Origin of the sequence: Undibacterium sp. Tian12W (assembly GCF_049339405.1) — a bacterium.
In the GTDB taxonomy this organism is placed as follows: Bacteria; Pseudomonadota; Gammaproteobacteria; order Burkholderiales; family Burkholderiaceae_D; genus Undibacterium.
The window spans coordinates 53,457-78,795 of sequence record NZ_JBMPPK010000021.1 but is presented as its reverse complement, the minus strand read 5'-3'; the positions used below and the strand labels follow the sequence as shown (position 1 = coordinate 78,795).

The window sequence follows — 25,339 nt, the reverse complement described above, 5'->3', positions numbered from 1 at the left end:
TATCGGAATTGTTATTAAAGTTAAAGCGGTGTCTTCAGTAACTGTCTGACATCGCTTTAAACTCATAAAAGACATTCAGTTTCAGCTAATCCAGTTTTTTTATTTCTCCCTGAGTGTCCAGGCCAAACGACACCAAGAGTTCCATTCGATCAGGGTGATGTTTTTGCAAGTAATCAATATTCCCATATCCTGCTGGTGCAGAAATATTCTGGATATTCATTTTATTCATTACACCGACTGTTGCAACCCATACCCGTTTGTAAAAGACAGGTTCATGCCCTAGCCTGGTTATATACTCATTCACATTTATTTTCTTAAAAAACTGCCGCTGTTCAGACAATAATAGATTGGAACCCTCATATCGTAATTTATCACTACCCAAATACGCTATTTGCTCCGCGGACGCTTTCCCAGCTAAAGAAAGCGCCAAATAGTCCTCATACTTTTTATTCATTTCCCTGATAGTCCATTGCTCCGCACTACCATGCCAGATAACCAATGCGGAAGGCCTGATTATTTTTGTTTTTGCTGCGGTAAATACATAGTTTGCGCATGAAGACATGCACAAACTAGGCACTTCGACCTCAATCTGATTGTCGTATACCCAATGTCCAAAGATGATGCCGAAGTGTGCATCACCTCCCTGGGAATTAATGTATAGGCGCTCTATTTTTTTATCCGCCGCAGCAGAAATAAAGTCATTGACCGTTTCATCAATAACACCAAAATAAAGACCAACATTATCTATAAAATAGAATTTTGCAGGCGTCCTGCTTTTTTCAGGTTTGGATTCATCAGCCATTGCACTAATTGATAATGCGGCCATTATCAGCGCAACCACGGTCTGTTTATATGTCTTCATGCAATTGGAATTCAAATTAATTTTTTGAGGTAAGTCTGTTTGGTGTCTCAATATATATCTCCTGCAGGAAGGCGATATTTCATCTTAAAGTACAGATTAAAATTATGAGTTCTAGCTATGTTAATACGATCGTCAAAATCAGGAATTCTTCACCCACATCGGCGTCAACGCCGTCACCTGCGGCGGGCCAGATAACAAAGGTTCGACATCGACCAGATAAGCAGCATAACTGGCTGTCTGCAAAAATGCCTGTGAGGCTTCTGCGCTGCTGTATTGCTGAAACGCACAGATCACGTCCGGATCAGCATTGTCAAAGCAATAGAAATAGGCCAGGTGGCCAGGATTAGCTGCAACAGCCGGGGCCATATGTTTTTCCCAGACAGCGCGCACTTCGTCGCGTTTTCTTGGCTGGGTTTTGTGTTTAATGATAACGGCAAAAGTGTTCATAGAGCTTTCAGTCCTGTGTTTGCATTAATTGTTTATATAAGGTACTCGCTAAAACTGTTGTGCTAAACCTCAGCAAGGATCACATATTTTCTAAATTCATTTTTCAGTGCCAATACATGAGCTGCAAATTGCGCTTCAGTATAGTTAACTTCATCCAGCCATCGCCAGTAGCTGACAGTCAACTCTCCATCATCAATGCCTATTGCAACATCAGGGTTTTCGAGATCAACGACCTGCACAGCACATAATCTCAACTGGCGCACGATTCGCTGAGGATTTGGCAGAGACTCCGCAACAATTTTTCTGGCGCAGATATCAAATGAGTTGTCTTGCCCATCAATTTCAACTATTTTTTTACTAACGATGACGATTTCCCCACCCTCTTCTTTTGCTCTTTCAAAGTAGTGCAAGAGCAGATTTGTTTGTGCTATTTTCTTGTGTGCCAACGAGAGCAACTTCAGTATCAGAGCAAGCTCAGCAATGATTTTTTCATGATCATCACTGGCCGCCAAAGTCAGGAGAGTTGCTGTATTCTTCAGTCTCATTAAAAATTCTCGTTTAAGCGCACCAAGCTGGCTGGAAGTAAAAGCCTTATTGAGGTTCAGGAGGAATCTGGTTCAAGGTGACAATTTTTCCTGCACTATCCAGACCAAATACAATAGGCTCGCCACCAGACTGTATGTTTGCAATCAGATTTCTCTTCAAATAATTTGCTGATGCATAGTCGAGGTTCGCTTCTACATTCTTTATACCCATTTTATTCATCAACTCTATCGTCGCAGTCCAGCCATCGACTTTATACCAAATCGGTTCCTGGCCTAGCCGGGTTATATATTCATCTATTCCTAATTGAGAAAATAATTCAGCTTGCATAAGCCTGATTTTTTTTGCGCTTTCATATTTGATTTGATTATTGGTTAAGAATTCCTTTTCACTTGAAGTCAAGGCATTGTCACCAGTCTTGGTCTTGGCAAGCAGAGCATCGTAATAAGCGATTCCTTCGCGAACATCTTTTTGCTCTATGCCTCCATGCCAGATTACCAGTGCTCCGCGCTCTATGATTTTTCTGTTTGCAGCGGGAAAGACATAGTTTGCACATGCAGACATGCACAGGGTCCGGACTCTTAAATCCAGGCCATGCTCACGAACCCAGTGCCCCAGTTTCAAAGCAGAAAAAATTTCTCCACCAGTCGAAAAAATGATCATGCTTTTCGCCTGAGTATCTTTATTCTTCTCAAGAAAATCATCAACGGACTTTCCATTTATTTGCCCAACAAAGATGAGCTCATTTTCTGAAGCATTTCCAGGCCCCGTTTTACCTGAAGCCTCCCAAGCTTCAGACACCAGGGCCCATGACAACAAGACACAAGCAAAAAGTAACCGCATTCAGCTCTCCATGTGATCAATATCAAAATAACAAAACCAATTTTAACTTCATCTTGAATTTTTTTCACCAATTAACGTTTACGTTAACGTCAATTCTTGTGCTATTCTAAAAATAACAGGTGCACACCCCAATCTCTTGGGCTGTGTTAAACGGGAAAGTGGTCGTCCTGGTCGCTGTCACTAGCAAGTGACGGTAGGTATCAAGACCCAAGCCCCTGCTGCCTCCGCAACGGTAAGCAAGTGCGGTTACATCATCCACGCCACTGGTCATGCATGACTGGGAAGGCGATGTAACAAGACTTGCAAGCCCGGATACCGGCCTGTTGATCGCTGAGAAAAACATTGCGGAAGGCGGTGTTTGGGATATGGCATGGCACGCCTGATGGCGGGCGGATGCTAGTCTTCAATACTGTTCTTTCACTGTTTTTCCAAGGTCTGGTCACGTACGGAAGGTGCGTGGCGGGTGTGCGTCCACACGGCGTATGCCCATGGTCAGGATGGTTGCTGCGGCAGGTTTCTGCAGGTGGCGGCTGTCTTGTTTTCAGGCATCAGTGCGGCTGTTGTTGCGGGCATGGCCCGCCGTCTGTCCGTGCGCAATCAAGAAAGTACAGGAAATCATCATGGCAACTCTTACCCAGGTTCCCAACGTCAAACTGCTCATCAACGGCGAACTGATAGACTCCAAATCCACGCAATGGCGCAATGTGATCAACCCGGCCACGCAACAGGTGCTGGCCCATGTGCCATTTACCACGCCAGATGAAATGCAGGCCGCAGTCGATGCTGCCAAGGCCGCGTTCAAGACCTGGCGCAAGACAGCGATAGGCACACGCGCCCGCATCTTTTTGAAATACCAGCAACTGATACGTGAAAACATGGCCGAGCTGGCAGCGTTGCTGACAGCCGAACAGGGCAAGACCCTGGCCGATGCTGAAGGCGATATCTTCCGTGGTTTGGAAGTGGTTGAGCATGCGGCAAATATCGGCAACCTGCAAATGGGCGAGATTGCCAATAACGTCGCCAGCGGTGTCGATACCTATACCCTGAACCAGCCGCTGGGCGTGTGCGCTGGCATCACCCCTTTCAACTTCCCGGCGATGATACCGCTGTGGATGTTCCCTATGGCGATTGCATGCGGTAATACCTTCATCCTGAAACCGTCCGAGCAAGACCCCATGGTCACCATGCGTCTGGCTGAACTGGCCATGCAGGCTGGCATACCGCCTGGCGTGCTGAATGTGGTGCATGGTGGCGAAGACATCGTCAATGCGATTTGCGACCACCCTGATATCAAGGCGGTGTCCTTCGTAGGCTCTACCCGCGTAGGTACGCATGTGTATAACCGCGCGACACTGGCGGGCAAACGTGCGCAATGCATGATGGGTGCCAAGAACCACGCCATCGTCCTGCCAGATGCAAATAAAGAACAAACCCTGAACAACCTTGCCGGTGCTGCCTTTGGTGCTGCTGGCCAGCGTTGCATGGCCTTGTCCGTGGTGATACTGGTTGGTGAAGCCAATCAATGGGTGCCAGACTTGCTGGACCGCGCCCGCAGCCTCAAGATCAATGCGGGTGCTGAAGCCAATACCGACATAGGCCCGGTCATTTCCTGCACCGCCAAAGAACGGGTAGAAAGCCTGATCGCGCAAGGTATTGCTGAAGGTGCGACACTGGTGCTGGATGGCCGCGCACCGCAAGTGCCAGGCTATGAACATGGCAACTTCGTTGGCCCTACTGTGTTCACCGGCGTCAAACCCGGCATGCGTGTGTATGAAGAAGAAATCTTTGGCCCGGTATTGTGCATCATGCAGGCAGATACGCTGGCCGACGCTATCGCCATCATCAACGCCAACCCTAACGGCAATGGCACGGCACTGTTCACCCAGTCTGGCGCTGCTGCACGTACCTTTGAAGAAGATATCGACGTAGGCCAGATCGGCATCAACGTGCCTATTCCTGTGCCTGTGCCGCTGTTTTCATTTACCGGTTCACGTGCATCCAAACTCGGTGACCTGGGACCTTATGGCAAGCAGGTCATACAGTTCTACACCCAGACCAAGACCATCACGGCACGCTGGTTTGATGACAGCGTCAGCGCTGGCAAGGTGAATACGACCATCTCGCTGAAATAAGGGGAGGCATCCTAGCCACGGTAGTTGGACAAGTGCAAGTGTGCATTTTTCCAGTTTCCTGGCTAGGCGTGACGACGACGCAGACTAGCGTCTGCTAGGAGGAACAACAACGGCAGGGAGCTGGAAAAGTGTGCAATTGCACTTGTAGCGCTCTCAGCATGTCACACCTTATTGAAAGCGAACAATGGTTAATACACTACTTCATCTATTGACTGCCAATAGCGGTCAACTACCGGGGCTAGGATAATATGGATTTCGAATTGAACGAAGACCAGCGCGCCTACCAGCAATCTGCCCGCAGCTTCGCCGCCCATGAAATGACGGCGCAAGCCGCGCATTGGGATGCCACTTCCCACTTCCCGCTGGACGTCATCGCCCATGCCGGGGAGCTGGGATTTTGCGGGCTGTATGTGCCAGAAGAACTGGGCGGGCTGGGACTGACGCGGCTGGATGCAGCCATCGTGTTTGAAGAGCTGGCCCGCGCCTGCCCTTCGACCACGGCTTATATCACGATACACAATATGGCGAGCTGGATGATAGCTAATTGGGGCACGCCAGAAGTGCAGCAAGAATGGGTGCCCAAACTGGCCGCTGGTAAAAAACTGGCTTCATATTGCCTGACCGAAGCTGGCTCGGGTTCTGACGCGGCATCACTACGCACCAGCGCCCGCCTCGATGGTGACAGCTATACCCTCAACGGTAGCAAAGCCTTTATCTCGGGCGCAGGTGCCACCAATATGCTGGTCGTCATGGCGCGCACGGGGGGTGATGGTGCAGGCGGTATCTCTGCCTTTGCCGTACCGGCAGATTTGCCCGGCATTAGCTATGGCAAGAAAGAAGACAAGATGGGCTGGAACAGCCAGCCCACCCGTACCGTCAATTTTGACCAGGTACGCATACCACGCAGCCACTTGCTGGGTGAAGAAGGCGAAGGCTTTCGCATTGCCATGCGTGGTCTGGACGGTGGCCGCATCAACATCGCCACCTGCTCCATCGGTGCGGCGCAGTCAGCACTCAATAGCGCGCAAGCGTATATGAATGAGCGCATGCAGTTCCAGAAAAAACTGTCTGACTTCCAGGTACTGCAATTCAAGCTGGCCGACATGCAAACCGAGCTGGTGGCTGCCCGCCAGATGGTGCGTCTCGCCGCCAGCAAGCTAGACAGCAAGGCAGACAATGCCTCAGTGTATTGCGCCATGGCCAAGCGCCTGGCAACCGACACTGGCTTTACCGTCTGCAATGAAGCCCTGCAAATCCACGGCGGTTATGGCTATATACGCGAATACCCGCTGGAGCGTTTCCTGCGCGATGTCAGGGTGCACCAGATACTCGAAGGCACGAATGAAATCATGCGCGTCATCGTCGCCCGCCACATGCTAAACCAACCCGCAAGCGAGGAATTTTTATGAGCAAGTACAGTAATTACACCAATCTACAATGCGAAATCATAGGCCACACTGCCCTGGTGACCCTGTCCAACCCGCCCGCCAATACCTGGACGGCTGCGGGTTTGCAGGCATTGACGCAACTCGTCAATGACCTCAATGCCGATGCAGATATCTACAGCCTCGTCATTACAGGCTCAGGCCAGAAATTCTTTTCAGCAGGCGCAGATTTGAAACTGTTTGCCGATGGTGACAAGGCCGTGGCGCTCGACATGGCACGCCGCTTTGGTGAAGCATTTGAAACCCTGAGCCGCTTCCGTGGTGTTTCCATCGCTGCCATCAATGGCTACGCCATGGGCGGTGGCCTGGAATGCGCGCTGGCCTGTGATTTGCGCATTGCCGAAACCCAGGCGCAGATGGCCTTGCCAGAAGCCGCAGTGGGCTTGCTGCCCTGCGCTGGCGGCACGCAAAATCTGGCCTGGCTGGTCGGCGAAGGCTGGGCCAAGCGCCTGATCTTGTGCGGTGAACGTGTCGATGCTGCCACTGCTCTGCGCATAGGCCTGGTAGAAGAAGTCGTCGCCACCGGCGGCGCACTGGAACACGCACTGGCGCTGGCCAAACAGGTAGGCAAGCAAAGCCCCAGCAGCGTCAAGGCATGCAAACAGCTGATACAAGGCGCACGCCAGCAACCGATGAATACCGTGCTGCCACAAGAACGCGAAGCCTTCCTGGCCCTGTTTGACACCGCCGATCAAAAAGAAGGCGTCACTGCCTTTTTGGAAAAGCGCCCACCCGTGTGGAGGAATGCATGAGCGACGCCCCAGTCCTGTTCCACACCCTGCCTGCCGCCAATGGCATGCAGCTAGGCGTGGCCACCCTCAATTCAGAAAAAACCCTGAACGCCCTGTCCAAGGAAATGGTGCAATTACTGGGCAAGCAATTGCAAGCCTGGAATGAAGATGACAGCATCGCCATGGTGGTCTTGCAAGCCGCTGGCGAGAAAGCATTTTGCGCAGGCGGCGACTTGCAAAACCTGTACGCCAGAATGCGTGAGCATCATGCCTCCGATAAAAAAGACGACCTGCTGGGTAATGCCTATGCCCTGGATTTTTTCGAGCAGGAATACCGCCTCGACTATCAAATCCATACTTACCGCAAACCCATATTATGCTGGGGCCATGGCATCGTCATGGGTGGTGGTATAGGCTTGATGGCCGGTGCCAGCCACCGCGTGGTCACAGAAAAATCCCGCCTCGCCATGCCTGAGATTGCGATTGGCCTGTTCCCCGACGTAGGCGGCACCTGGTTTTTGAACCGTATGCCGGGCAAGCTGGGTTTATTCCTGGCATTGACAGGTGCCAACATCAATGCCAGCGACGCCGTATTTGTGAAGCTGGCCGACCTGCAATTGCCGCACGAGAGCAAGGCAGAGCTGCTGGCCCGCCTACAAGCCTGCGAATGGAGCACACAAGCAGAAAACAACCATCTGCGCCTGAGCCATATCCTGCATGAGCAGCAACGCAATGCCAACCTGGTCAGCAGCGCCGGGCCATTGCGCCAGCATTTTGATCTCATCAATCAACTGTGCAGTGCCGCTGACCTGAGCACCATCATCGGCAATATCTGCCAGCTTGATGTGAACTTGTTGAACGACGATGTGTGGCTGCAAAAAGCCGTCAGCAGCCTGCAAAAAGGCAGCCCGACCTCTGCCTGGCTGGCACATGCCCTGCAGGAAAGAGGCAAGCATTTGTCGCTGGCAGAAATCTTCCGCATGGAGTTGGTTGCAGCACTCGCCTGTGCGCAAGGCCATGATTTTGCGGAAGGGATACGGGCCTTGATTGTCGATAAGGATCAGAAACCGCAATGGTTGCCGGGTAGTTTGGATGCATTGCAGCCGAAAGATGGTGAGCGATATTTTGCGCGTCTTTGGGCGGCAGAGCAGCATCCTTTAAGGGATTTGGGTGTGATTGAAAATATCCAAAAGAGAGCTGCGTGAGTATCAAGCCGAGGTCCGTAGGTTGGGCTACGGTTTACCAGCCCAACACTGGGCCTTAAATAAACGAATACGTTGTTGAAACGCCGGGTGTTGGGCTGGTAAAACGTAGCCCAACCTACGAGGAACGACCGCCAATCTGAACAAAGAACACGTAATAAAAGGAGAAAAACCATGTCAAACCAATCCAAAATCGCCTTCATCGGCCTCGGCAACATGGGCGCCCCCATGGCCCTTAACCTGCTCAAGGCAGGCTACCCACTCACCGTCTTCGACCTCTCCCCCACTGCCCTCAAAACACTGGCAGACGCCGGTGCACTAGCCGCAGGCAACGCAAAACAGGCCATAGAAGGCGCGGACATCGTCATCAGCATGCTGCCCGCCAGCCGCCATGTAGAAAGCCTCTACCTTGGCGATGACGGCATACTCGCCCACATCGCCAATGGCGCACTGGTCATAGACTGCAGCACCATCGCCCCGCAATCTGCCAAGAAAGTCGCACAAGCAGCAGCCGCACGCGGGCTGGCAATGGTCGATACCCCAGTCTCAGGCGGCACAGCAGGCGCAGCCGCTGGCACGCTGACTTTCATCGTCGGCGGTAGTACAGACGATCTCGAACGTGCCCGTCCGGTGCTGAACGCCATGGGCAAGAACATCTTCCACGCTGGTGAACACGGTGCCGGGCAAACCGCCAAAATCTGCAACAACATGCTGCTGGGCATACTCATGGCAGGCACGGCAGAAGCACTGGCGCTGGGCGTAGCGAATGGGCTTGATCCCAAAGTCCTGTCCGACATCATGAGCAAAAGCTCAGGCCGCAACTGGGCGCTGGAACTGTACAATCCCTACCCCGGCGTCATGGACACCGCCCCCGCATCACGCGGCTACACTGGTGGCTTTGGAGTAGACCTGATGCTCAAGGACCTGGGCCTGGCAACCGAGGCAGCGCTGGGTAGCAATTCCAGTATCCCGCTGGGTGAAGCAGTGCGCAATCTGTACGGCATTCATAGCAAGATCGGTGCTGGTGGCAAGGATTTTTCCAGCATACTCGAGCTGCTTCAGAAAAAGGAATAAAAATACTGAGGCGCGGGCGCGATGACAATCGCTACACAAAGCGATATGCTAGCGCCCATGACTACTCAAGCACACGCCTACCACTACCTGCAAGCCTCGGCCCTGAGAGAAGATATCAGGCCCAGGCTGCAACTGGCCACATCTGGCACTGACGACAAGTCAGTGATCACCCACCCGCACTTCTTTGAAGGTCTGCTGAAGCAGCCGCGCCTGTCGGCCGAATTGCTGACTGCTGTCCATATCATCGTCGGTTCACGCTTTTTCACACCTGCCAATACCCTGGCAAAAAACCTCATGCTGGCTGACCCAGTCGTTACATCTGGCGGCGGTATCTTGCGTTTTGAAGGTTTCTCTTCCTGTTGCAGCGCCTATGTGCGTGTCGACATGCTGCCGGACAGTTATGAGGGTGATATCGTCGGCAAGGGCACGACCAACGTCGATTTCAATGCTCCCATGCGGGCAGCGCTGGCAAGAGTACGCGATGCATCAGGTCTGGCACTTTCAGTCGGACAGGACGCATTTACCCTGCATGTCGGTGGCAATAGCGTTGTCGAGAAAAAAGTTGAACTGCCACTGCGCTGGATACGTGGCATGCTGGAAGTACAATCTTACCAGGCTGGCATGCGCAAGATCGTTGAAGTCAGCGGAGCTGAAGCCCTGCGCTTCTTGCGTTCACTCCCCAAGGCATCGACCAGTAAGACGCCGCTTTGGATATCGCATGGCCCCTTTGGCCTGCGTACAACGACCAGACCGGAACCGAATAGCATACGCCTGGTCGACAGCACCCGTCTGCGTGTGCTGGAAGCCTTGCTGCCGCGCGTAAAGTCCATGGCAATTTTTGCTGACGAAGCGCAGCAAGCCAGTGCCTGGGTCTTGCAATTTTCTGGTGCCCGCCTGACGCTGGCCCTGAGCGCCGAAGTCTGGCGCGGTTTTTCTGGCGAAGGCCAGGCCCTGCGCGCACTGATGAATATGCAGAACGCCGATGCTCTGCCCCGCCTGTGCGCTCTCTTGCAATGGCAATCTTCATTGCAAGTCCCTGCACTGGCAGAGCAACTGGATTTACCGCAAGCCAGCATAGAAGACAGCCTGCGTATACTCGGCGTCTCTGGTCTGCTGGGTTTTGATGTAACAGAAGGCAGTTACTTCCACCGAGTACTACCACTGGATTTAAGCATGGCAGAAGACTTGCATCCACGCCTGGCTGCTGCCCGTGAACTGATAAAAGACAATGCGGTCAGCATCATAAAAAAACAGCCGCTTGAAGCCAGTGTGCAGAGCGCAGAAATCCAGCACCGTGTACGCGAAATTGATGGTGAATTACGTTGTACCTGTCCCTGGTATGCCAAGCACCAAGGTTTGCGCGGGCCCTGCAAGCATGTACTGGCAGTTGAAGCAATGACAGAAAATTAGGATACTCATGGCAGAACAAAAAATTGAAGCAGCATTCGCAGCAAAGACTCCACTGGAAGAATTTGTCGTCGCAGGTAACTATCAGGACATGATGGCTTATCTGCAAGCGCAGGAAAAAACTCAGTGGTCGCAACATAGAACTAGTGTGATGCGCATGAACAAAGTCATGGAGAAGTCACGCTATACCATGGATATGAGCAAGTCTGCCTGGCGCAGCAATGTCACTGCCCAGCAATGGCAATGCCTGCGTTCTGCGATCTTTTTGTGTTGCACTACAAATGATGTCGCTGAAAATTCCTGGATATTTTTTATCAAGCCAGAAGAACTGGTCGAATTATGGAAAGCCTATACACCACCATCGACTGAAAATTTGGTATCAAATATGGTGTCGCGTAACCAGGGAAGTTTTCGTATCATACAAAGCCTGCTAATCAGTGGCCTGGCAGAACGCCCCACACATGACAATTACCTCCTGGGTTTGCTGAGCCAGGAAATACATTCAGACCGCGTACCCGATGTAGCTTACTGGATAAAACACGATCCAGAATTATTGCAAGGCCCATTGCTGCAGTTGTTCGATATCGAGGGAACGACAGATATCAGTCTGGCCGGGCGCGATAAATATACTCATAATTCTGCCCACACCTGGCAACAGTTATTCTTGAATTTGTGCCAGAAAGGCGTGTATAGCCGCGAGCTGTTGCTGGATAAAACCCTGGGTGCGCTGGAAAAAGACTGGATACAATTCCGCTCTGGCTGGTTCTCGCGCTTTCATGATGCACTGGCACCAACAGTAGAAGAAATGCGCGTTTTCAACGAACGCTATCTGGGTCTGTGCCACAGCCGCATCCCGCCTACTGTCAGCATGGCGCTCAAGGTGCTGGGCACTTTGCAGGCTGCAGACGCCATCAGCAATACTGCCTTGCTGACAGCGCTGCAACCCCTGTTGTCATCTGCCGTCAAGGCGCAAGTGGATGTCGCCCTGAAATTGCTCGACCAGATTATCCTCAAAGATGCCAGCCTGGCGCAGGAAGCGGCATCTATTGCCGTGTTTGGCTTACTGCATGAAGCAGCAGACATGCAAAAGAAAATCATCAGCCGCCTGAGTAAATGGGGCATGGATGCGGCTACGCAAGAGCAAGCCAGGCAATTGTTACCCCAGGTTGCAGCCAGTAACCGTAATGCTTTGATGGCTTTACTGGGAACTCCTGCTGCTGATACTTCCAAGCCATCAGCCATTATCCAGATATCGCAGGCATTACCCATTTTGCAACCTCTGCCATCGCCCATAGCAGAGAGCCGCGCCCTGCCAATCATCAGTGATATTGACGCACTCATCGAAGCCTGCGCCTATATCTTTGAAAACAATGATGACACTGACTGTTTTGAAACCGTCCTCCATGCCCTGTTGAAGCTGGCACCGTTTTCTGCTGATGATAAAAAGCGTTTTGGCCCTGTACTCAAGCGCGCACAAAAACTGAAACCCAGTTCAGATAACTGGCGCAATATGGACAAGCCACTGGCGCGCGAACTGGCGCGCCTGCTGGTATTTATATTTGAAGCCGAAAGACTACCGCCCACCAGCAGTTTTGCCAAAGGCCGTTTTGATGTGCATAGTGTCCTCTGCCAGCGCACTGATGATTTGATGGATATCCTGGCGCAGGGCAAGTCAGTTTCACCACTAGCAGCACCTAGCCATCAACGTGGTTATATAGCCCCTGCCATCTTGATAGAACGAACACGCGAGCAACATGTGCTAGGCTTGCAACAACCATTGCAAGAGCAGGTACTCAGCCTCTTGCGTCTGGCTCCGAGTAATGAAACCAGCCTGCACGAGCAAGCTGCCAGCTTGTCGGACACGCCTTATCACAATGCCTTGCGCTACGCCCTGGGCTCACAAGTCAGCATACCTGCCAAAGGCAAGGACAGCTCCCTGTATATCGCCGCCGCCCGCGCCCGTTACCCGAATGAAGACGATGCCAACCTCATCCAGTTATATGGTGACTTTGGGCCAGATGGCGCGCATGCCGCACGCTATCGTTTTGAGATAGAGGTCAGCAAGAATGAAGTTTACACCTTCTATCACAGTCACTTGCGTACCACACCAACGCCCAGGGCCATAGACCAGGCTTATCTGAGTATCTTGCGTCACCCCCAGGTTATAGAGGATCAAGGCTATTTCCACCGCACAGAAGGTTTTGGTGGCAATAATGAGGGCCAGATTCGCTGGTCGGCCAGCATGATACCTTCCAGCCTCGAAGCCGTCTTTGCCGAAGGTGCCCATGCCATTGCCAACAATCTCGACTGGTGGGAAGCAGCGTGGTATAACAAGGCTTATCTGAACCTCTTGCTTGACCCCACAGTACCCATGAGCAGCAGCGCCATCATGCTGTTGGCCTTTACACTGGCGGGTAAAGAGCCTGGCCAGACTGCAGTCGCGATAGATGCCCTGGTCGCCAGTTGGCTGGAAGGGCGTCTCGACGCAACAGCTCTCGCCAACGCCATTCACGGCCTGCTGGCAACGCCACAAGTCAAGGCCAGCCGCTATGCCAAAAGCCTGGCGACAGCAGCACGTGCCCATGCACTGGCACCACAACTGGTGTTTCAACTATACTGCACCATGGTGACACAAAGCCCGCAATCACCTCCTAAAGACATGGCAGCCCTGCTGGAGCTTTTGCACGAATTACGCCTTGAAGTGAAACAAAATCTGCCTGAACATACTCTGGCAGCCCTGCGTGATATGCAGATCGGTGGAAAAGGCAAGGCAGCACTGAAGGCACTGCTAGCTGGATAATACTCGCCAGTTGAGAGTAGGACTTGTCTCCCGGAATAAGGCAAGCCCTACTCTAGTTGCAAGACCTTGAAATTATTCCGCCCCGCCTTCTTGGCCAGATATAAAGCTTCATCCGCCTTCTTCAGCATCTCGCCAGCATTGGAATTATGTTCTGACGAAATCGCCACACCTATGCTGGTGGTCACCATCAGAGGTTTGCCTTCTATGTCAAAAGGCGTGGTCATGGCCTGCACGATTTTGCTGGCGACCATGTCGGCTTCGCTGTGCATGTTCAGGCCCTCAAGTACGATGACGAATTCATCGCCTGCGAGGCGGCCAGCAAGATCAGTCTGGCGTATGCAGTGCTTGAGGCGGCTGGCGAATTCCTGCAAGACCAGGTCGCCGGCATGGTGGCCCAGGCTGTCGTTGATGCTCTTGAATTTGTCGACATCCAGGAACATCATCGCCATCAGACGGCCAGTACGTTGTGAACGGGCGCTGGCCTGCTCCATTCTTTCATTGATCTGGTTGCGGTTGGGCAGGCCGGTCAGGGTGTCGAACCTGGCCAGAGCCAGCAATTGCTGCTCTACAGCCTTGGCGTCGCTGATATCGTTGATGAGGCTGTTGACGCCGACTACTTTGCCAATGGCATCATATTGCGGTACATACGTGGCATGGTAATGGCCGGTCTTGCCTGCGACGCTGATCTCGGTTTCAAATTCGGTTTTTTCACCAGCCATGGCGAGTTTGTAATGCACATGATGTTCTTGCTGCATGGCGCCAGACAGCAGCGATAATACCGGCTGGCAGCGTATTTCGGACAAGGGCAGATTGAACCAGGTTTCATACGGGCGGTTCACGAACTGATAGCGGTTTTCACTATCGATGAGGCTGACAAAGGCCGGGATATTGTCGGCAATGGTGCGCAGCAGGCCTTCGCTGGCAGCGAGTTTGAGCTCTGCCTCTTTGCGTGCGGTGATGTCGATGACCATGGAATAATAACCCAGGGTGGCACCCTCGGCATTGGTGTCGGGCACGTATTCATATTGCAAAAAGCGCTTGATATCACGCTCAGGCGCATAGCGTTCAAACGAGATTTTTTCGCCATGCAGGGCACGCTGCATATTGTCTTTCAATTCAAGATATGATTGCTCACCAAACACTTCGCGCACGGTCTTACCCAGCAGATGTGCAGGTTCGAGACCGGGGATCTGGCCGTAATTGCGGTTGCAGAACTGGTAGCGTTCGCTGGCATCGACATAAGCGATCATCGCCGGCACATTGTCGGTGATGGTGCGTACACGTTTTTCACTGCGCGTCAGATCATCCTGCACGCGCTTGAATTCGGTGACGTCTTCTACCAGTACAAAAAAGCCATCGACCTGGCCGGCCTTGTTAAAGTCTGGCACATAGGTCACTCTATCCCACTCCCAATAACCATAGCGCTCGATGCGGCGCTCAAAGCAAGTCCATTCCCCATTCAAGACCTGGGTCACATATGGTTTAGTCTGGCGATAAAATTCCGGAGTAGAAATCTGCTTGATGGTCTTTCCTATCGCCTGTTGCGCAGTGAGACCAAACAAGTGCTCTATGCGCTTGTTGACGAAAGTATATTGCTCGCGATAATCGACATAGGCGATAAAGGCTGACATATTGTCTGCAATCAGGCGCAGTTTCTTTTCACTGGCGCTCAGGGCTGCCTCGGCATCCCTGCGTTTGATCATGGCATCATCAAAGGCCTTGGCCAGGTCACCTATTTCGTCTCTGGGGTATTCATGACTGGCCTGCGTCATCAGTAAATTGGCCTCGGCATTATTGACCTTGTCGCGCAGTTTTTGCAAAGGCGCGAGTTGCCAGTACATGAACCACCAGACCAATAGCAGCAAACTCAGCAGCAGGGCCAGGCTAAGCAAGACTGCTTCACGTCTCACCTTTGCGACGATGCTGAAGGCCTCGTTGGTAGGAAATACACCAGTAACCATCCAGCCTACCGACTTCAGGCGTCGGTAACTCAGTATGGCTTCATCTTTGGTATTGTCGTTGGTAGTCAGGCTACCTTCCAGTGCATTGAATGCAGTTTCGGGTATTTGGTTTTTGTCTGGTGATTCGCGGCTGTTTTTTAATATCTGCCTGTGATCAGGATGCGTGACAAAAACGCCCTCGGTCGTCAGCACATAAAAATAGCCTTGCTCACCGATTTTGGCGGTTGCCAGGTCAGCCAGAAAGCTGTCCTGCGTCAGCTCTATGGTACCCACCAGTACCAGCAGCATATGGCCGCTGGGGTCAAAGACAGGCACACAAACCACGACCAGAGGCCGCCCGGACAGGCCACTTTTCAAAGGGTTCGATATGGTGATCTTTTTTTGTTTAATCGCCCTTTGAAAATAGTCGCGGCTGCTGATATTGAGCTGGCCTTTGGTGTCGGGGTTGTCCATGTTGGCCACGATGTCACCACGCACATCAAACACGGCCAGATTATCAAACAAGCCATCAAGGCTGTGATAACGCTCGATAAAGCTCTGGACGTTCTGCTCACTGATGTCACCTGATCCCAGGTCACTGGCCAGACGGATCAGGGCATTTTTCCGGAGTTCTACCTTTTGGTCAATTTCATTGCCCAGATTGGCGATCAGGCTGGATTGCCTGGCGACGATGAGTTTTTCCAGCGCGCTTTCAAATACGGACGAAGCCAGCGCATACAGCAAACTCAGGGAGAGGACAAAGAAAATCGCCACCGCCACGGTCAGGCGGGTTTTCAAGGTGATATCGCGGATACGGAATATACGAAATAGCGGGGCTGATGACATATCATTCGGCAATCAAAGAGCAATCACGATGATCTTAGCATCCGCCTGTACAAGGGCAACATATTTTCAGGCTTACACTGGCTGGCAGATTGCAAATCTATGTGCCATGCCAGTCTTGCCCCAGTGGCAAGCTCAACTCAGCCAGGGGACAGCGATGTAAAAACGCGACAATCACTGCCTGGAAGTGGCCGTCCACCAGAAAAATGCTACATCAGGAAAACCGGCCCAGACTGTCGTCCGTCAAGATAACTGCGCTGCCCATGTCCATAATCAGGGCAGATTGGCCCTGCTGGCGGTCTGGCACGCAAATCGGCACATCATTGGCACCCGGCTGATCGTCACAGTCAGGTGCCTGTGGTCTGTCAGTGGCAGTATCATTGTTGCTATTACTGTGGGTACCAGTGCTGGTATCGTCGTGGCCATAGTAAGCATTGTCGGTATAGCTGACCGTACCCAGGTAAATCCAGGCACGGTTATCGTCATAACTATAGTTACTGGTCATATCGCTGGCAGGGTAATCATGTTCAGCCGCTGGCCCTGGTACCCCCCCTCTGACGCGACGCGCGGCCAGTTCACGGGTCTGCATGGCCAGTTGGTGTATCTGGCGCTGCATGGCTGGTGGGATATCACCACTGAGGCCCCGCAATTCTTCCAGCGCCTGCAACAGGTCCAGGTCGCTGTAGTACAACTGTTCCAGGTTTTGTATCAGTCCCTTGACGGCCGTCACTTGCTCATCAAGCGCATCAAAGTAGCTGCCCTGTTGGTGGTTGAGGAAAAAAGCCAGGCGGGTCTTTAAAATGATCATGGCATTGTCGCTGCCAGAACGGCTGAACAGGCCCAATATCTTGCGGTTTTCCCGGAAGGTCTCGCGCACCAGATCATCGACAAAGCCAGGGAAATGCTGTTCCAGCGCCAACAGTGCTGCCGATGAAAAATCCGGCAACACGCGCTCCACCTGCCCTTCCAGCGCCTGCTTGCGCGCGGCCCGTTGCTGCTCCAGCAAGGCGCTTTGCGCCGCGATCTGCTCCTTGGTGGCCTGGGTGGATAGCTTCAGACCCGCGATGGCGACATCAATATCTGACAGGGCAGGATCCAGCAAGGCTGCATAATCATAGCTGAGGTCGTAATTAGACATAATTTTCTTTCACGGCAAGGGACTGTTTTGTAGCTGGGATTGTTCGCCATCTTCACGGCGGGACTGGAAATAATCAATGAAATACTGGCGCAGGCGCGGCTTGCGCATATCGGCATGCCACTCCAGCGGGCGTCCTGGCTGCTGCTGCAAATCCGTCCAGGGATTAAACCCCAGGTCGGTGATCTCATGCATGCGCAGGAAATAGCGACGGTGCTGTGCCTCGCCGTGCCACAGGTGGCGGATTTCACCAGCCACCACACCCAGCCTGCCCTGCACCTGTTCATAAAAGCGCTGGCCCCAGGCTTGCAGATGCTGTATCTGCGCACGGTCATGCTTCAAGGCATTCTGTATGCAAAAGTTATAGTCGCCATAAATCGCATGCGCCATGAAATGATCTGCACTGCCAGAAATCGCCGCCTCATACAGACCCACGCTGTCAAAAAGACTGCGTCGCATGGCCCAGCCATAACCGGTATGGCCGTGGGTATCATAACGCCCCGCATGCAAGGTAGCAGGTTGCACCTGCATGACGGCAGCAAAAGAGCGGACGCGGTCGGGCGCGGCACCTGTACCGCCATCTTGCTCCAGGCGCAGGCAACTATCCCACACTTGTGCCACCGGGTATTGCTGCAGCACCGCCACCAGTTCGCTTGCCCAATTTTTATTCTCAAACACGATATCGCAATCCAGCCAGGCCACATAGCGGCAAGTGGCAGGCAACCAGGATGCCGCCAGGTTCAGCAGCCTTTCCTTTTGCCACAGCAAGGTAGCTGAACGCAGTTGCAAGACATCCATTGCGGCAGGCAATTCAAAGGGCGCATCGCCAAATGCACATTCAACGGTAATACAAGTCACCCCAGCCGCCCGCATGCCCTGCATGAAGACATCATAATTCTGCCTGCGCGAGACATAACGGCAGGGGTTGAAGTAAGTGGTGAGGATGACGAGTTCAGACATGATGTAATAATAATTGCGCCTGGCAAATGCAATAACAGCTCACTTGTTATAATGCAAAATCAATACTATACGCTAGGTACTCATGCGCATACAAATCCTGTCTGACCTGCACCTTGAAGCCTGGGGTGATACCGCACCTCTCATAGACCCCGCCATCAGCCAGCCTGATGTGGTGGTGCTGGCTGGCGATATCCATAGCGGCAGCAAGGCAGTGAGCTGGGCAGCGCAACAGTTTGCCGGCATCCCCGTGCTGTATGTGCATGGCAATCATGAAGCCTATGGCAAAAACCTTGAAGACATGCAGGCCGACGTTGCCCGTGCTTGTGAGGTTACAGACAATGTGCACTTCCTCAATGCCCGTGAATACCAGATAGGTGACATACGCTTTCTGGGTGCAACGCTATGGACAGATTTTTGCCTTTTTGGCGAAGAGCAACGCCCCTACGCCATGACAGAGGCTGCCGACCTGATGCCCGATTATCAGCGCATCACCCTGGCTGAACAAGGTTATCGCAAACTGGAAGCAGCGGACACCGCACTCATCCATGCGCGACAAAAATCCTGGCTCAATAAAAGACTCAATACCAGCTTTGAGGGCCGCACTGTCGTCGTCAGCCACATGGCACCGTCGATACAGTCGGTAGCGCCGCGCTATGCGGACGATTTGCTATCCGCCGCCTTTGCTTCTGAACTCGATACACTGGCGCAAAAAGCTGATCTTTGGATACATGGCCATATGCATGACAGCTTTGATTATCACCTGGGAAAATGTCGCGTCATCTGTAACCCTTGTGGCTACCCCCTGCACAATGGCAGGATGGAGAATGCGCATTTTGATCCAGATTTAGTGATTACACTTTGAGCGGGAACACAAAAGGAATAAACCATGAAAACAGACTGGCACAGCCTCGACATCTCACGCACCACTGTCGTCGATAAAGACTACAAGAACACGCAAAACGTCAGGCGTTTTTTAAGTGCAGAATGCGGTGCTGAATGCAAACTAGACCGCAACTTCATGGCCTGGATCATCAATGGTGAGCACAAGACCATGGGGGATGTGGCGGATGAGTGGAAGAGGCGGCAAGCTTGATTGTAAGCTCTGGATTGTAAGCTCTGGATTGTAAGCTCTGAATAATCAGCTGTTTGCAGACATCCAGCGTTCGCCCGTGTGCCTAAGTATGTAAATTCCCAAAGTTGTCAGCACCGGAAAACCCGGCAAGCAAATTATGCCGATCAATTTGGACAAGGTGCACCCCCATTTTTTTCCTTCACGCGCACCTCGCATGGCAAAAAAATGTAAAAGGATAGGAACAATAAAACAAGCCGTCGAAAAAATGGCCGGCTTCAAACTGACGTCCACACCAGACACAACTGGGATTAAAGCCAGCACGAGCCAGATAATGACATAAGGTATCAACAGTAATTTGTGTATCCTGACCAATGCAGGATTCAATTCTTGCTGGCGACTAAACTCAATGGGGATATCTGCCTCGTCTTTAGCTCTGTTCATGGAGTAGCACTTTTTATATTCATCAAATGTGGGGCAAGCACTCATTTCTCTTGCTCCTTCCAAGGTCTGCCTCCTTGACCGGGAGACGTGAGGCAGACTCAGCACACTAACTCAACCCAGCCACAGTTTGAACTCTATGCCGTTTTGTATCGTGCCTATGACCTGGGCCTGGTTCTCGGTACTTTCACAGAAACTCGCCAGTGCACCGGCGGCCGTGATCTGGCCTTTGCTTAACTGATTGTTCCAGTAATCAAAACCCGCCTGGTCTGGCGCACGGTGCAAGACGTTTTGGTAAAAATTCGTGATCAGCGTCGTAGTCGATGGGTTGGCACCATACAGCTTCTGGAATTCAGCCGACTGGAAAAAACCTGCTGCCACCGTCGTCAGGCTCGAACCCTTGTCCATGTCCTTGATCCAGTAACCCAGGCCTTCGAGGTCGGGCTTGCGGCCAAATGCAGCCTGGTACAGGCGATAAGCCTGGCCTGCCGTGCCATTGATGTCGAGCGCGATGCTCTTGTCAGAAAACTGCAGGCGTTCGACATTGAACAGACTGTCGATGTCACCATTCGATTTGACGCGCAGCTGAAAAGCCGAGCCAACCGGGGTAATTGCAAAATTGCTGGCATTGCCAGCCATGATGACGGTGTCCATACCGGTGCCGCCATCGATATTATGGTTGCCTGTGCCAACATTGATGGCATCATTGCCGCTGCCAGCATTGACGTGCAAACGGCCACCGCCACCATTGACGGTGATCAGGTCGGCACCTGCGCCTGAGGCGATCAGGTAATCCGAATACATGACGCCAGGCAAATCGACACTGATGACATCTGCACCGGCAAATGAAGACTCATCAGCGAGCAGTTTTTCATCTATCTGCTGGTTGGCTGACAAAGACACGGAAACGCCAGTGATGCGGTTGTAGCTGCCATCATAGTATTCAGTGACTGAAGAATTCATCACACCGCTGACGCTGGACTTGCTCAAACCCTGTGCCACGCTATTGCTGTTGGATGAAAGATTGAAATTGCCTTCCACAATAGTCGATGCAATGTATTTGTCGGCAGTTGCCGTCACCTTGCTGATGGTACCTACATTATTGCTATTAACGTCGCCACGGATGGCACCCTTGACAGTGATATAGACATTCCCTGTCACCGGATCATAGCTGGGACTATAAGCAGGTAATAAGGTAGAAAACGACAAGTCAGTCAGCAGAGCACTGGTCGGTGTAATGGAAACAGAATTGGCACCATTGATCGTGGTATTGGCGTAGTTGAAATTGAACTGACCACCTTCAACAATCGACATTACCCCGCTGTAATACAAGCTCAACTTTGTCGCCGAGGCCTTGCCTGCTGCAGCATAGGGGTCGTCGAGCACCAGTCCCGTATAAGTCATGCTGGCACCGTCAGGGAAGGAAAATCTCGCCTGATTACCGCCAAAATCGAGTGCAGAATAATACGCATGATCTCTGGCCCAAAGCGCACCCAGTTTAGGGAAAACATCAAACAAAGTCCCCAGGCTGCCATTGGTAGGAGGCGATTTGATCAATTGCTGGTAATTAGCGTTAACCATGTTTTGAGACAGTTTGATATTGATGTTTGCCATAAATGAAATTTATCTGAATAAGGGAACTGGTTCACTACCTCAAGCTGCAGCATGCACATGGCTGCCAGGCAGATGAAACGGATGTCTTGCTTGAATGCATGTATGACATGCAAAGAATTTCACGGCAATTGTAACATTTTGTCTCAATTTGAATATGACAATGCTATTTCTTCAATCTTGTTCACCGACAAGTACTCATTTCACCCAGGGCATATATTTTTCTTATGACTGTCAAATGGATATTCATAGCAAAATTAATTGCAATTTAAATAATGATCATTTATATTTTCAGAATAACAATTTAGAAAATATATTTTCAATCTTCATTTGGTCTTGAAGCCCTGAATGACAATTTCCTGGAGTAGGCATGAAACAACTGCGCGTACTGTCGATCTTACTGGTGATGTTCAACCTGGCCGCCTGCGACAGAGGCTGGTCCAGCCAGCGCTACGAGCTGGTGGCGGCATCCGACGGCAAGGTCTATAGAATCGACTCGCAATCCGGCACCGTTCACTATGTCACAGCCGAGAAAATGCAGGCCCTCAATGATGGCCTGCCGACTCTGCATGTGGGTGAGTATTACCAGATGGCCGATGCCGATGGCAACAGCAAATACCTGAAGTATCTGGGTAATGGACAATTTGAAAAAAGCCCGGCGTCCAGCCAGGTGAAATGATTGCCAGCAAAGGCAGCCGCAGCCGCCTTATGCTTCAGTTCATTAACGGTGGCCATTGATGTGCTTCTGCCTGACAGTGCAGGCACCACGCATACAGCGCGTCATACATGACCATGCCATGTCTTAGCATAATGTGGTCACCTGCAAAGGTTTTTGACAAGCCCAGTGACAAGGCATACAAGCCTGCCGATTGCGCCGTCAAATCCAGCTTGCCGGTGTCTGCGCCACGGACGATGGTCGCCAGGGTGTGCAAGGCAGGAGCGGCCAATGCATATTTTTTCAGGAAAGCATCAAAACTGCACAAGTCACCGACATGACTCAATTCCACGCCCGGAATATCGTACGGTATGGCAGCGGTTTCTCTGGCGATGCGCAAGACGTCGGTATCAGGCACATATAAGAATTCTGCTTCACTGTCGATGAAATTCACGATCAGCCAGGGGCAGGCAGTGCGGTCTATCTTGGGTCGTTCACGGGTAATCCATTGCATGATTGTTCTCCCACGATGATGACAAGACTTAGCCTGCCCGTCTGGCCAGCATGCCGCCAGCCTGTTTGTAGGCTTCCAGCCCACCTTCGAGGTATCGTGCTGCGATACCCGCTTCATTAAGAGCGCTGGCGCAATTAATACCGACTTCATGTCCTTTGATGCAGTACACAACGACATTCTGTTGTTGCGTCAGCGCCGGTGCCCAGTTAGTCACCTGCTCAGGGTCCAGCCAGACTGCCCCGACAACCTGCAAGCTGTCAGCTTCAAAGGCCGGGCGCCTGCGCACGTCAATAACCGCTGGCGGATTAGCGCTGCTAAGCTCGCGCATGAACTCGGCGACGCTGACGGTTTGCTTTGTTTGTTCTGTTTGTTCTGTTTGTTCAGTTTGATTCATTTCCAACTCCTCTAAGGGTGAAGCAAGGGGTAAATGAGCAAACCCAGAACCGCTGCAGCCGCAACGATGACGGGTTCCTGTAACTTCTTGAACTTCCACAACAGGAAGATACTGACCAGGGCAATCACTGCCGTCGGTACATCCAGTATTGAGCGCCTGGCAATGACCAGCACAGAACCGGCAATCGCGCCTATCGCTGCCGCCGTGATGCCATCGACAAAAGCAATCACGCCGGGCAACTTGCCATATTTTTTAAAGTAAGGTGCCGGGATGACAGTGAACAGATAACAGGGCAAAAAGGTAGCCAGCGCAGCCACTGTTGCCCCCGGCAAACCCGCTACCAGGTAGCCGATAAAACCCACCGTGATGACCACTGGCCCGGGCGTGATCATGGCAACTGCAACGGCATCGACAAACTGCTTGTCCGTCAGCCAGTGATGTTCAGTCACTACACCGCCATACAGGAAAGGGACAATCGCCAGGCCAGAACCAAATACAAAGGCCCCGGCCTTGGCAAAGAAGATGGCGATCTGTGTTAACAGCGAGGCGTCTTGCGTAGCCAGCATGCTGCCTATGACGGGTAATTGCAGCAGCGTCAGGCCGGGCAGTTTGCTACCACCCAGCCATGCAGGTGGTGCACGCAACAGCCAGACCAGCACACCGGCAGCGATAAACAGCCAGGCGATTTCTGTCTCGGTGATAAAGGTCAGTGCTGCCAGCAAAAGATAAATAGCCCATAGCAGCTTGTCCTTGCCTATGCTTTTTTGCGTGAGCTTCTTGGTGCTCGTGACGATGATACCAACCACTGCAGCGCCAACACCATAAAACACTGCCTGCATCCAGGTCAGGCCGCCATAGCTGGTATAAGCCCAACCCAATAACACCACCATCACGAAAGAAGGCAAGACAAAGGCAATGCCTACCAGCGTCGCGCCCCAGATGCGGTAATGCACATAGCCCATATAGATGCCTAGCTGCGCCGCCAGCGGGCCGGGCGCCAGTTGTGCCAGCGCCAGCCCTTCTTTATAATCGGCTGGCGAAATCCAGCCGCGCTGCTCAACCAGGTCGCGTTGCATATAGCCGACCAGCGCCACCGGGCCACCAAAGCCCAGTGCGCCCAGGCGCAGCATGTAGAGCACCATTTGCCATAGCGTATAGGCGGGAGCGGAATCTGGTACATCTGGTACATCTGGTACAGTTTGATTTGAATCAGGCAGGCTCTGGCTCATCGCAGTGACCTCTTATGTTGTACTTGGCTGCACTACAGAAAAATGCTGGTAAAGCGCATCCAGTACCACGCTTATTTTGTCCAGCAAGTCATCATCGTCACGGGCGTTTTGCCGTGCACCGGCCAGCATGGCTTCAAAACCACTGGCCTCAGGCACATAGCCATTGCCAATATCGAGTACATGCACCATGGCCCCCAATCTTTGCAAGCCACGGTCAGTTTCCAGATCAAAACTGGCCAGCAAGACCTCAAAACTGACACGGTCACCGACATGGCTAAACGCTGCGCCGTCAAAGTCAAAACCCAGCGCACCTGGTGGGCAATCATTGACCGACTCCAGCCAGACAAAGCGCGCTTGTCTGTCGATGAAGCGGCGTATCAGCCAGGCGCAAGCCACCCTGTCCACCCACAGATGCTGGCGGGTAGCCCAGCTGCGCCCCTGATAATCATCAATGGCCAGCGCCTTGATTACCGCCTGCACTGCCTGGGGTTCACCGACCGATAGCAGGCCCTCTGCCGCGTGCATGAAATCCATCCAGACAGCTTCGAGCGTGTTACTGCCATCACCAGGGAAGTAATCTATGCTTTTGAAAGCCTCATACTCACGCCGCATCTTGCGCAAAAGCTTGGTAATTTCTTGCGGCTTCAAATTACCCAGGCCGGGACGTGCATCCGCCAGAGTCTGCAGCCAGGTAGCATATTCGCCACTGCGGTCAAACAAGGCCTGGAAGGCCAGATTCTCGTCTTCAGTCTGTGCCCAGACATGCAATAGCCAGGCACTACCGCCTTCGCGCAAGGTTTCTTCCGACAAATCCTGCAGTGCCTGTTGCTGCACCTCACCAAAAGGCAAAAGATAAGCCCCATCGCGCAGGGAGCCGCAACCCAGGGCCTTGAGATTGCGCCAGATACGCATGCGCCCGGTTGCACTATTCGTGGGCAGGCTCAGCACCAGCAATAGCCAGCGGGCAGATGGATCAGCATTGATAGTTTGCGTTTTCATGAAACACATACTACATAATAATATTAATTATTACAAATTTTGTAGAGATAATTACCTATATTT

22 protein-coding genes, 1 pseudogene and 1 riboswitch are annotated in these 25,339 nt (G+C 52.2%); of the genes and pseudogenes, 10 read left to right on the top strand and 13 right to left on the bottom strand.

Going from position 1 to position 25,339, the window contains the following annotated elements:
* Positions 1-85 precede the first annotated feature (85 nt).
* The 4 genes from ACO0LI_RS24080 to ACO0LI_RS24065 all read right to left on the bottom strand — a co-directional run bounded on the left by ACO0LI_RS24080 (position 86) and on the right by ACO0LI_RS24065 (position 2,695).
* The gene (locus ACO0LI_RS24080; protein WP_423035839.1) at positions 86-862 is read right to left on the bottom strand and encodes a hypothetical protein; all 777 of its coding nucleotides are present in this window, start codon (positions 860-862) and stop codon (positions 86-88) included.
* A gap of 138 nt (positions 863-1,000) precedes the next feature.
* Entirely contained in the window at positions 1,001-1,309 is a 309-nt protein-coding gene (locus tag ACO0LI_RS24075; RefSeq protein WP_423035837.1) for a putative quinol monooxygenase, read from the bottom strand.
* Positions 1,310-1,371: 62 nt separating this feature from the next.
* Positions 1,372-1,854 carry a hypothetical protein gene (locus ACO0LI_RS24070; RefSeq protein WP_423035835.1) on the bottom strand — a complete coding sequence of 161 codons (483 nt, stop codon included), beginning with the start codon at positions 1,852-1,854 and terminating at the stop codon, positions 1,372-1,374.
* A gap of 46 nt (positions 1,855-1,900) precedes the next feature.
* Positions 1,901-2,695 (bottom strand): hypothetical protein, encoded by a 795-nt coding sequence (locus ACO0LI_RS24065; protein ID WP_423035833.1) that lies wholly within the window; start codon positions 2,693-2,695, stop codon positions 1,901-1,903.
* Between the two features lie 100 nt (positions 2,696-2,795).
* Positions 2,796-3,033, top strand: a riboswitch (cobalamin riboswitch).
* Positions 3,034-3,315: 282 nt separating this feature from the next.
* On the opposite strand from ACO0LI_RS24065, the gene ACO0LI_RS24060 reads away from it, so the two are divergent.
* From ACO0LI_RS24060 to ACO0LI_RS24030, 7 genes and pseudogenes are all read left to right on the top strand, one after another.
* On the top strand, positions 3,316-4,827 hold the full coding sequence (locus ACO0LI_RS24060; RefSeq protein WP_423035831.1) for a CoA-acylating methylmalonate-semialdehyde dehydrogenase: 1,512 nt from the start codon (positions 3,316-3,318) through the stop codon (positions 4,825-4,827).
* Positions 4,828-5,075: 248 nt separating this feature from the next.
* Entirely contained in the window at positions 5,076-6,236 is a 1,161-nt protein-coding gene (locus ACO0LI_RS24055) for an acyl-CoA dehydrogenase family protein (RefSeq protein ID WP_423035829.1), read from the top strand.
* On the top strand, positions 6,233-7,024 hold the full coding sequence (locus ACO0LI_RS24050) for an enoyl-CoA hydratase (RefSeq protein WP_423035827.1): 792 nt from the start codon (positions 6,233-6,235) through the stop codon (positions 7,022-7,024). The genes ACO0LI_RS24055 and ACO0LI_RS24050 overlap by 4 nt, the downstream gene beginning before the upstream one ends.
* Entirely contained in the window at positions 7,021-8,208 is a 1,188-nt protein-coding gene (locus ACO0LI_RS24045; protein WP_423035825.1) for an enoyl-CoA hydratase/isomerase family protein, read from the top strand. The genes ACO0LI_RS24050 and ACO0LI_RS24045 overlap by 4 nt, the downstream gene beginning before the upstream one ends.
* Before the next feature lie 141 nt (positions 8,209-8,349).
* Positions 8,350-9,279: pseudogene (gene mmsB / locus ACO0LI_RS24040) on the top strand (3-hydroxyisobutyrate dehydrogenase); the annotation flags it as partial.
* Positions 9,280-9,336: 57 nt separating this feature from the next.
* Positions 9,337-10,689, top strand: coding sequence for an SWIM zinc finger family protein (locus ACO0LI_RS24035; RefSeq protein ID WP_423035823.1), 1,353 nt, complete (start codon positions 9,337-9,339; stop codon positions 10,687-10,689).
* A 7-nt stretch (positions 10,690-10,696) separates the two neighbouring features.
* Positions 10,697-13,486: a DUF6493 family protein gene (locus tag ACO0LI_RS24030; RefSeq protein WP_423035821.1), complete on the top strand. Its 2,790-nt coding sequence runs from the start codon at positions 10,697-10,699 to the stop codon at positions 13,484-13,486.
* Positions 13,487-13,533: 47 nt separating this feature from the next.
* Here ACO0LI_RS24030 and ACO0LI_RS24025 read toward each other — a convergent pair whose 3' ends face one another.
* The 3 genes from ACO0LI_RS24025 to ACO0LI_RS24015 form a co-directional block, all read right to left on the bottom strand.
* Positions 13,534-16,272 (bottom strand): diguanylate cyclase domain-containing protein, encoded by a 2,739-nt coding sequence (locus ACO0LI_RS24025; protein ID WP_423035819.1) that lies wholly within the window; start codon positions 16,270-16,272, stop codon positions 13,534-13,536.
* Positions 16,273-16,483: 211 nt separating this feature from the next.
* Entirely contained in the window at positions 16,484-17,407 is a 924-nt protein-coding gene (locus ACO0LI_RS24020; protein WP_423035817.1) for a hypothetical protein, read from the bottom strand.
* A gap of 9 nt (positions 17,408-17,416) precedes the next feature.
* Positions 17,417-18,364 carry a glycosyltransferase gene (locus ACO0LI_RS24015; RefSeq protein WP_423035815.1) on the bottom strand — a complete coding sequence of 316 codons (948 nt, stop codon included), beginning with the start codon at positions 18,362-18,364 and terminating at the stop codon, positions 17,417-17,419.
* Between the two features lie 82 nt (positions 18,365-18,446).
* Between ACO0LI_RS24015 and ACO0LI_RS24010 the strand changes: the two genes are divergently transcribed.
* Positions 18,447-19,226 (top strand): metallophosphoesterase, encoded by a 780-nt coding sequence (locus ACO0LI_RS24010; protein ID WP_423035813.1) that lies wholly within the window; start codon positions 18,447-18,449, stop codon positions 19,224-19,226.
* Positions 19,227-19,250: 24 nt separating this feature from the next.
* Complete coding sequence (locus tag ACO0LI_RS24005; RefSeq protein ID WP_423035811.1) at positions 19,251-19,457, top strand: DUF6434 domain-containing protein; 207 nt, start codon at positions 19,251-19,253, stop codon at positions 19,455-19,457.
* A 45-nt stretch (positions 19,458-19,502) separates the two neighbouring features.
* Here ACO0LI_RS24005 and ACO0LI_RS24000 read toward each other — a convergent pair whose 3' ends face one another.
* Positions 19,503-19,940, bottom strand: a complete 438-nt coding sequence (locus tag ACO0LI_RS24000) for a hypothetical protein (protein ID WP_423035809.1) — start codon at positions 19,938-19,940, stop codon at positions 19,503-19,505.
* Between the two features lie 48 nt (positions 19,941-19,988).
* Positions 19,989-21,488, bottom strand: a complete 1,500-nt coding sequence (locus ACO0LI_RS23995) for a DUF4214 domain-containing protein (RefSeq protein ID WP_423035807.1) — start codon at positions 21,486-21,488, stop codon at positions 19,989-19,991.
* 367 nt (positions 21,489-21,855) lie between these two features.
* On the opposite strand from ACO0LI_RS23995, the gene ACO0LI_RS23990 reads away from it, so the two are divergent.
* A complete protein-coding gene (locus ACO0LI_RS23990; RefSeq protein ID WP_422954319.1) occupies positions 21,856-22,164 on the top strand; it encodes a hypothetical protein in 309 nt (102 codons plus the stop codon).
* 34 nt (positions 22,165-22,198) lie between these two features.
* On the opposite strand, the gene ACO0LI_RS23985 is transcribed toward ACO0LI_RS23990, so the two are convergent.
* The 4 genes from ACO0LI_RS23985 to ACO0LI_RS23970 all read right to left on the bottom strand — a co-directional run bounded on the left by ACO0LI_RS23985 (position 22,199) and on the right by ACO0LI_RS23970 (position 25,276).
* Complete coding sequence (locus tag ACO0LI_RS23985; protein ID WP_423035805.1) at positions 22,199-22,654, bottom strand: chromate resistance protein ChrB domain-containing protein; 456 nt, start codon at positions 22,652-22,654, stop codon at positions 22,199-22,201.
* 28 nt (positions 22,655-22,682) lie between these two features.
* Positions 22,683-23,048: a rhodanese-like domain-containing protein gene (locus ACO0LI_RS23980; RefSeq protein WP_423035803.1), complete on the bottom strand. Its 366-nt coding sequence runs from the start codon at positions 23,046-23,048 to the stop codon at positions 22,683-22,685.
* 11 nt (positions 23,049-23,059) lie between these two features.
* Positions 23,060-24,190, bottom strand: coding sequence for a chromate transporter (locus tag ACO0LI_RS23975; RefSeq protein WP_423035910.1), 1,131 nt, complete (start codon positions 24,188-24,190; stop codon positions 23,060-23,062).
* Between the two features lie 99 nt (positions 24,191-24,289).
* Positions 24,290-25,276 carry a chromate resistance protein ChrB domain-containing protein gene (locus ACO0LI_RS23970; RefSeq protein WP_423035801.1) on the bottom strand — a complete coding sequence of 329 codons (987 nt, stop codon included), beginning with the start codon at positions 25,274-25,276 and terminating at the stop codon, positions 24,290-24,292.
* Positions 25,277-25,339 lie beyond the last annotated feature (63 nt).

Coding starts and splice junctions, on each gene's coding strand:
- ACO0LI_RS24080 (WP_423035839.1), bottom strand. CDS start 862: ATGAAGACATATAAACAGACCGTGGTTGCGCTGATAATGGCCGCATTA.
- ACO0LI_RS24075 (WP_423035837.1), bottom strand. CDS start 1,309: ATGAACACTTTTGCCGTTATCATTAAACACAAAACCCAGCCAAGAAAA.
- ACO0LI_RS24070 (WP_423035835.1), bottom strand. CDS start 1,854: ATGAGACTGAAGAATACAGCAACTCTCCTGACTTTGGCGGCCAGTGAT.
- ACO0LI_RS24065 (WP_423035833.1), bottom strand. CDS start 2,695: ATGCGGTTACTTTTTGCTTGTGTCTTGTTGTCATGGGCCCTGGTGTCT.
- ACO0LI_RS24060 (WP_423035831.1), top strand. CDS start 3,316: ATGGCAACTCTTACCCAGGTTCCCAACGTCAAACTGCTCATCAACGGC.
- ACO0LI_RS24055 (WP_423035829.1), top strand. CDS start 5,076: ATGGATTTCGAATTGAACGAAGACCAGCGCGCCTACCAGCAATCTGCC.
- ACO0LI_RS24050 (WP_423035827.1), top strand. CDS start 6,233: ATGAGCAAGTACAGTAATTACACCAATCTACAATGCGAAATCATAGGC.
- ACO0LI_RS24045 (WP_423035825.1), top strand. CDS start 7,021: ATGAGCGACGCCCCAGTCCTGTTCCACACCCTGCCTGCCGCCAATGGC.
- ACO0LI_RS24035 (WP_423035823.1), top strand. CDS start 9,337: ATGACTACTCAAGCACACGCCTACCACTACCTGCAAGCCTCGGCCCTG.
- ACO0LI_RS24030 (WP_423035821.1), top strand. CDS start 10,697: ATGGCAGAACAAAAAATTGAAGCAGCATTCGCAGCAAAGACTCCACTG.
- ACO0LI_RS24025 (WP_423035819.1), bottom strand. CDS start 16,272: ATGTCATCAGCCCCGCTATTTCGTATATTCCGTATCCGCGATATCACC.
- ACO0LI_RS24020 (WP_423035817.1), bottom strand. CDS start 17,407: ATGTCTAATTACGACCTCAGCTATGATTATGCAGCCTTGCTGGATCCT.
- ACO0LI_RS24015 (WP_423035815.1), bottom strand. CDS start 18,364: ATGTCTGAACTCGTCATCCTCACCACTTACTTCAACCCCTGCCGTTAT.
- ACO0LI_RS24010 (WP_423035813.1), top strand. CDS start 18,447: ATGCGCATACAAATCCTGTCTGACCTGCACCTTGAAGCCTGGGGTGAT.
- ACO0LI_RS24005 (WP_423035811.1), top strand. CDS start 19,251: ATGAAAACAGACTGGCACAGCCTCGACATCTCACGCACCACTGTCGTC.
- ACO0LI_RS23995 (WP_423035807.1), bottom strand. CDS start 21,488: ATGGCAAACATCAATATCAAACTGTCTCAAAACATGGTTAACGCTAAT.
- ACO0LI_RS23990 (WP_422954319.1), top strand. CDS start 21,856: ATGAAACAACTGCGCGTACTGTCGATCTTACTGGTGATGTTCAACCTG.
- ACO0LI_RS23985 (WP_423035805.1), bottom strand. CDS start 22,654: ATGCAATGGATTACCCGTGAACGACCCAAGATAGACCGCACTGCCTGC.
- ACO0LI_RS23980 (WP_423035803.1), bottom strand. CDS start 23,048: ATGAATCAAACTGAACAAACAGAACAAACAGAACAAACAAAGCAAACC.
- ACO0LI_RS23975 (WP_423035910.1), bottom strand. CDS start 24,190: ATGGTGCTCTACATGCTGCGCCTGGGCGCACTGGGCTTTGGTGGCCCG.
- ACO0LI_RS23970 (WP_423035801.1), bottom strand. CDS start 25,276: ATGAAAACGCAAACTATCAATGCTGATCCATCTGCCCGCTGGCTATTG.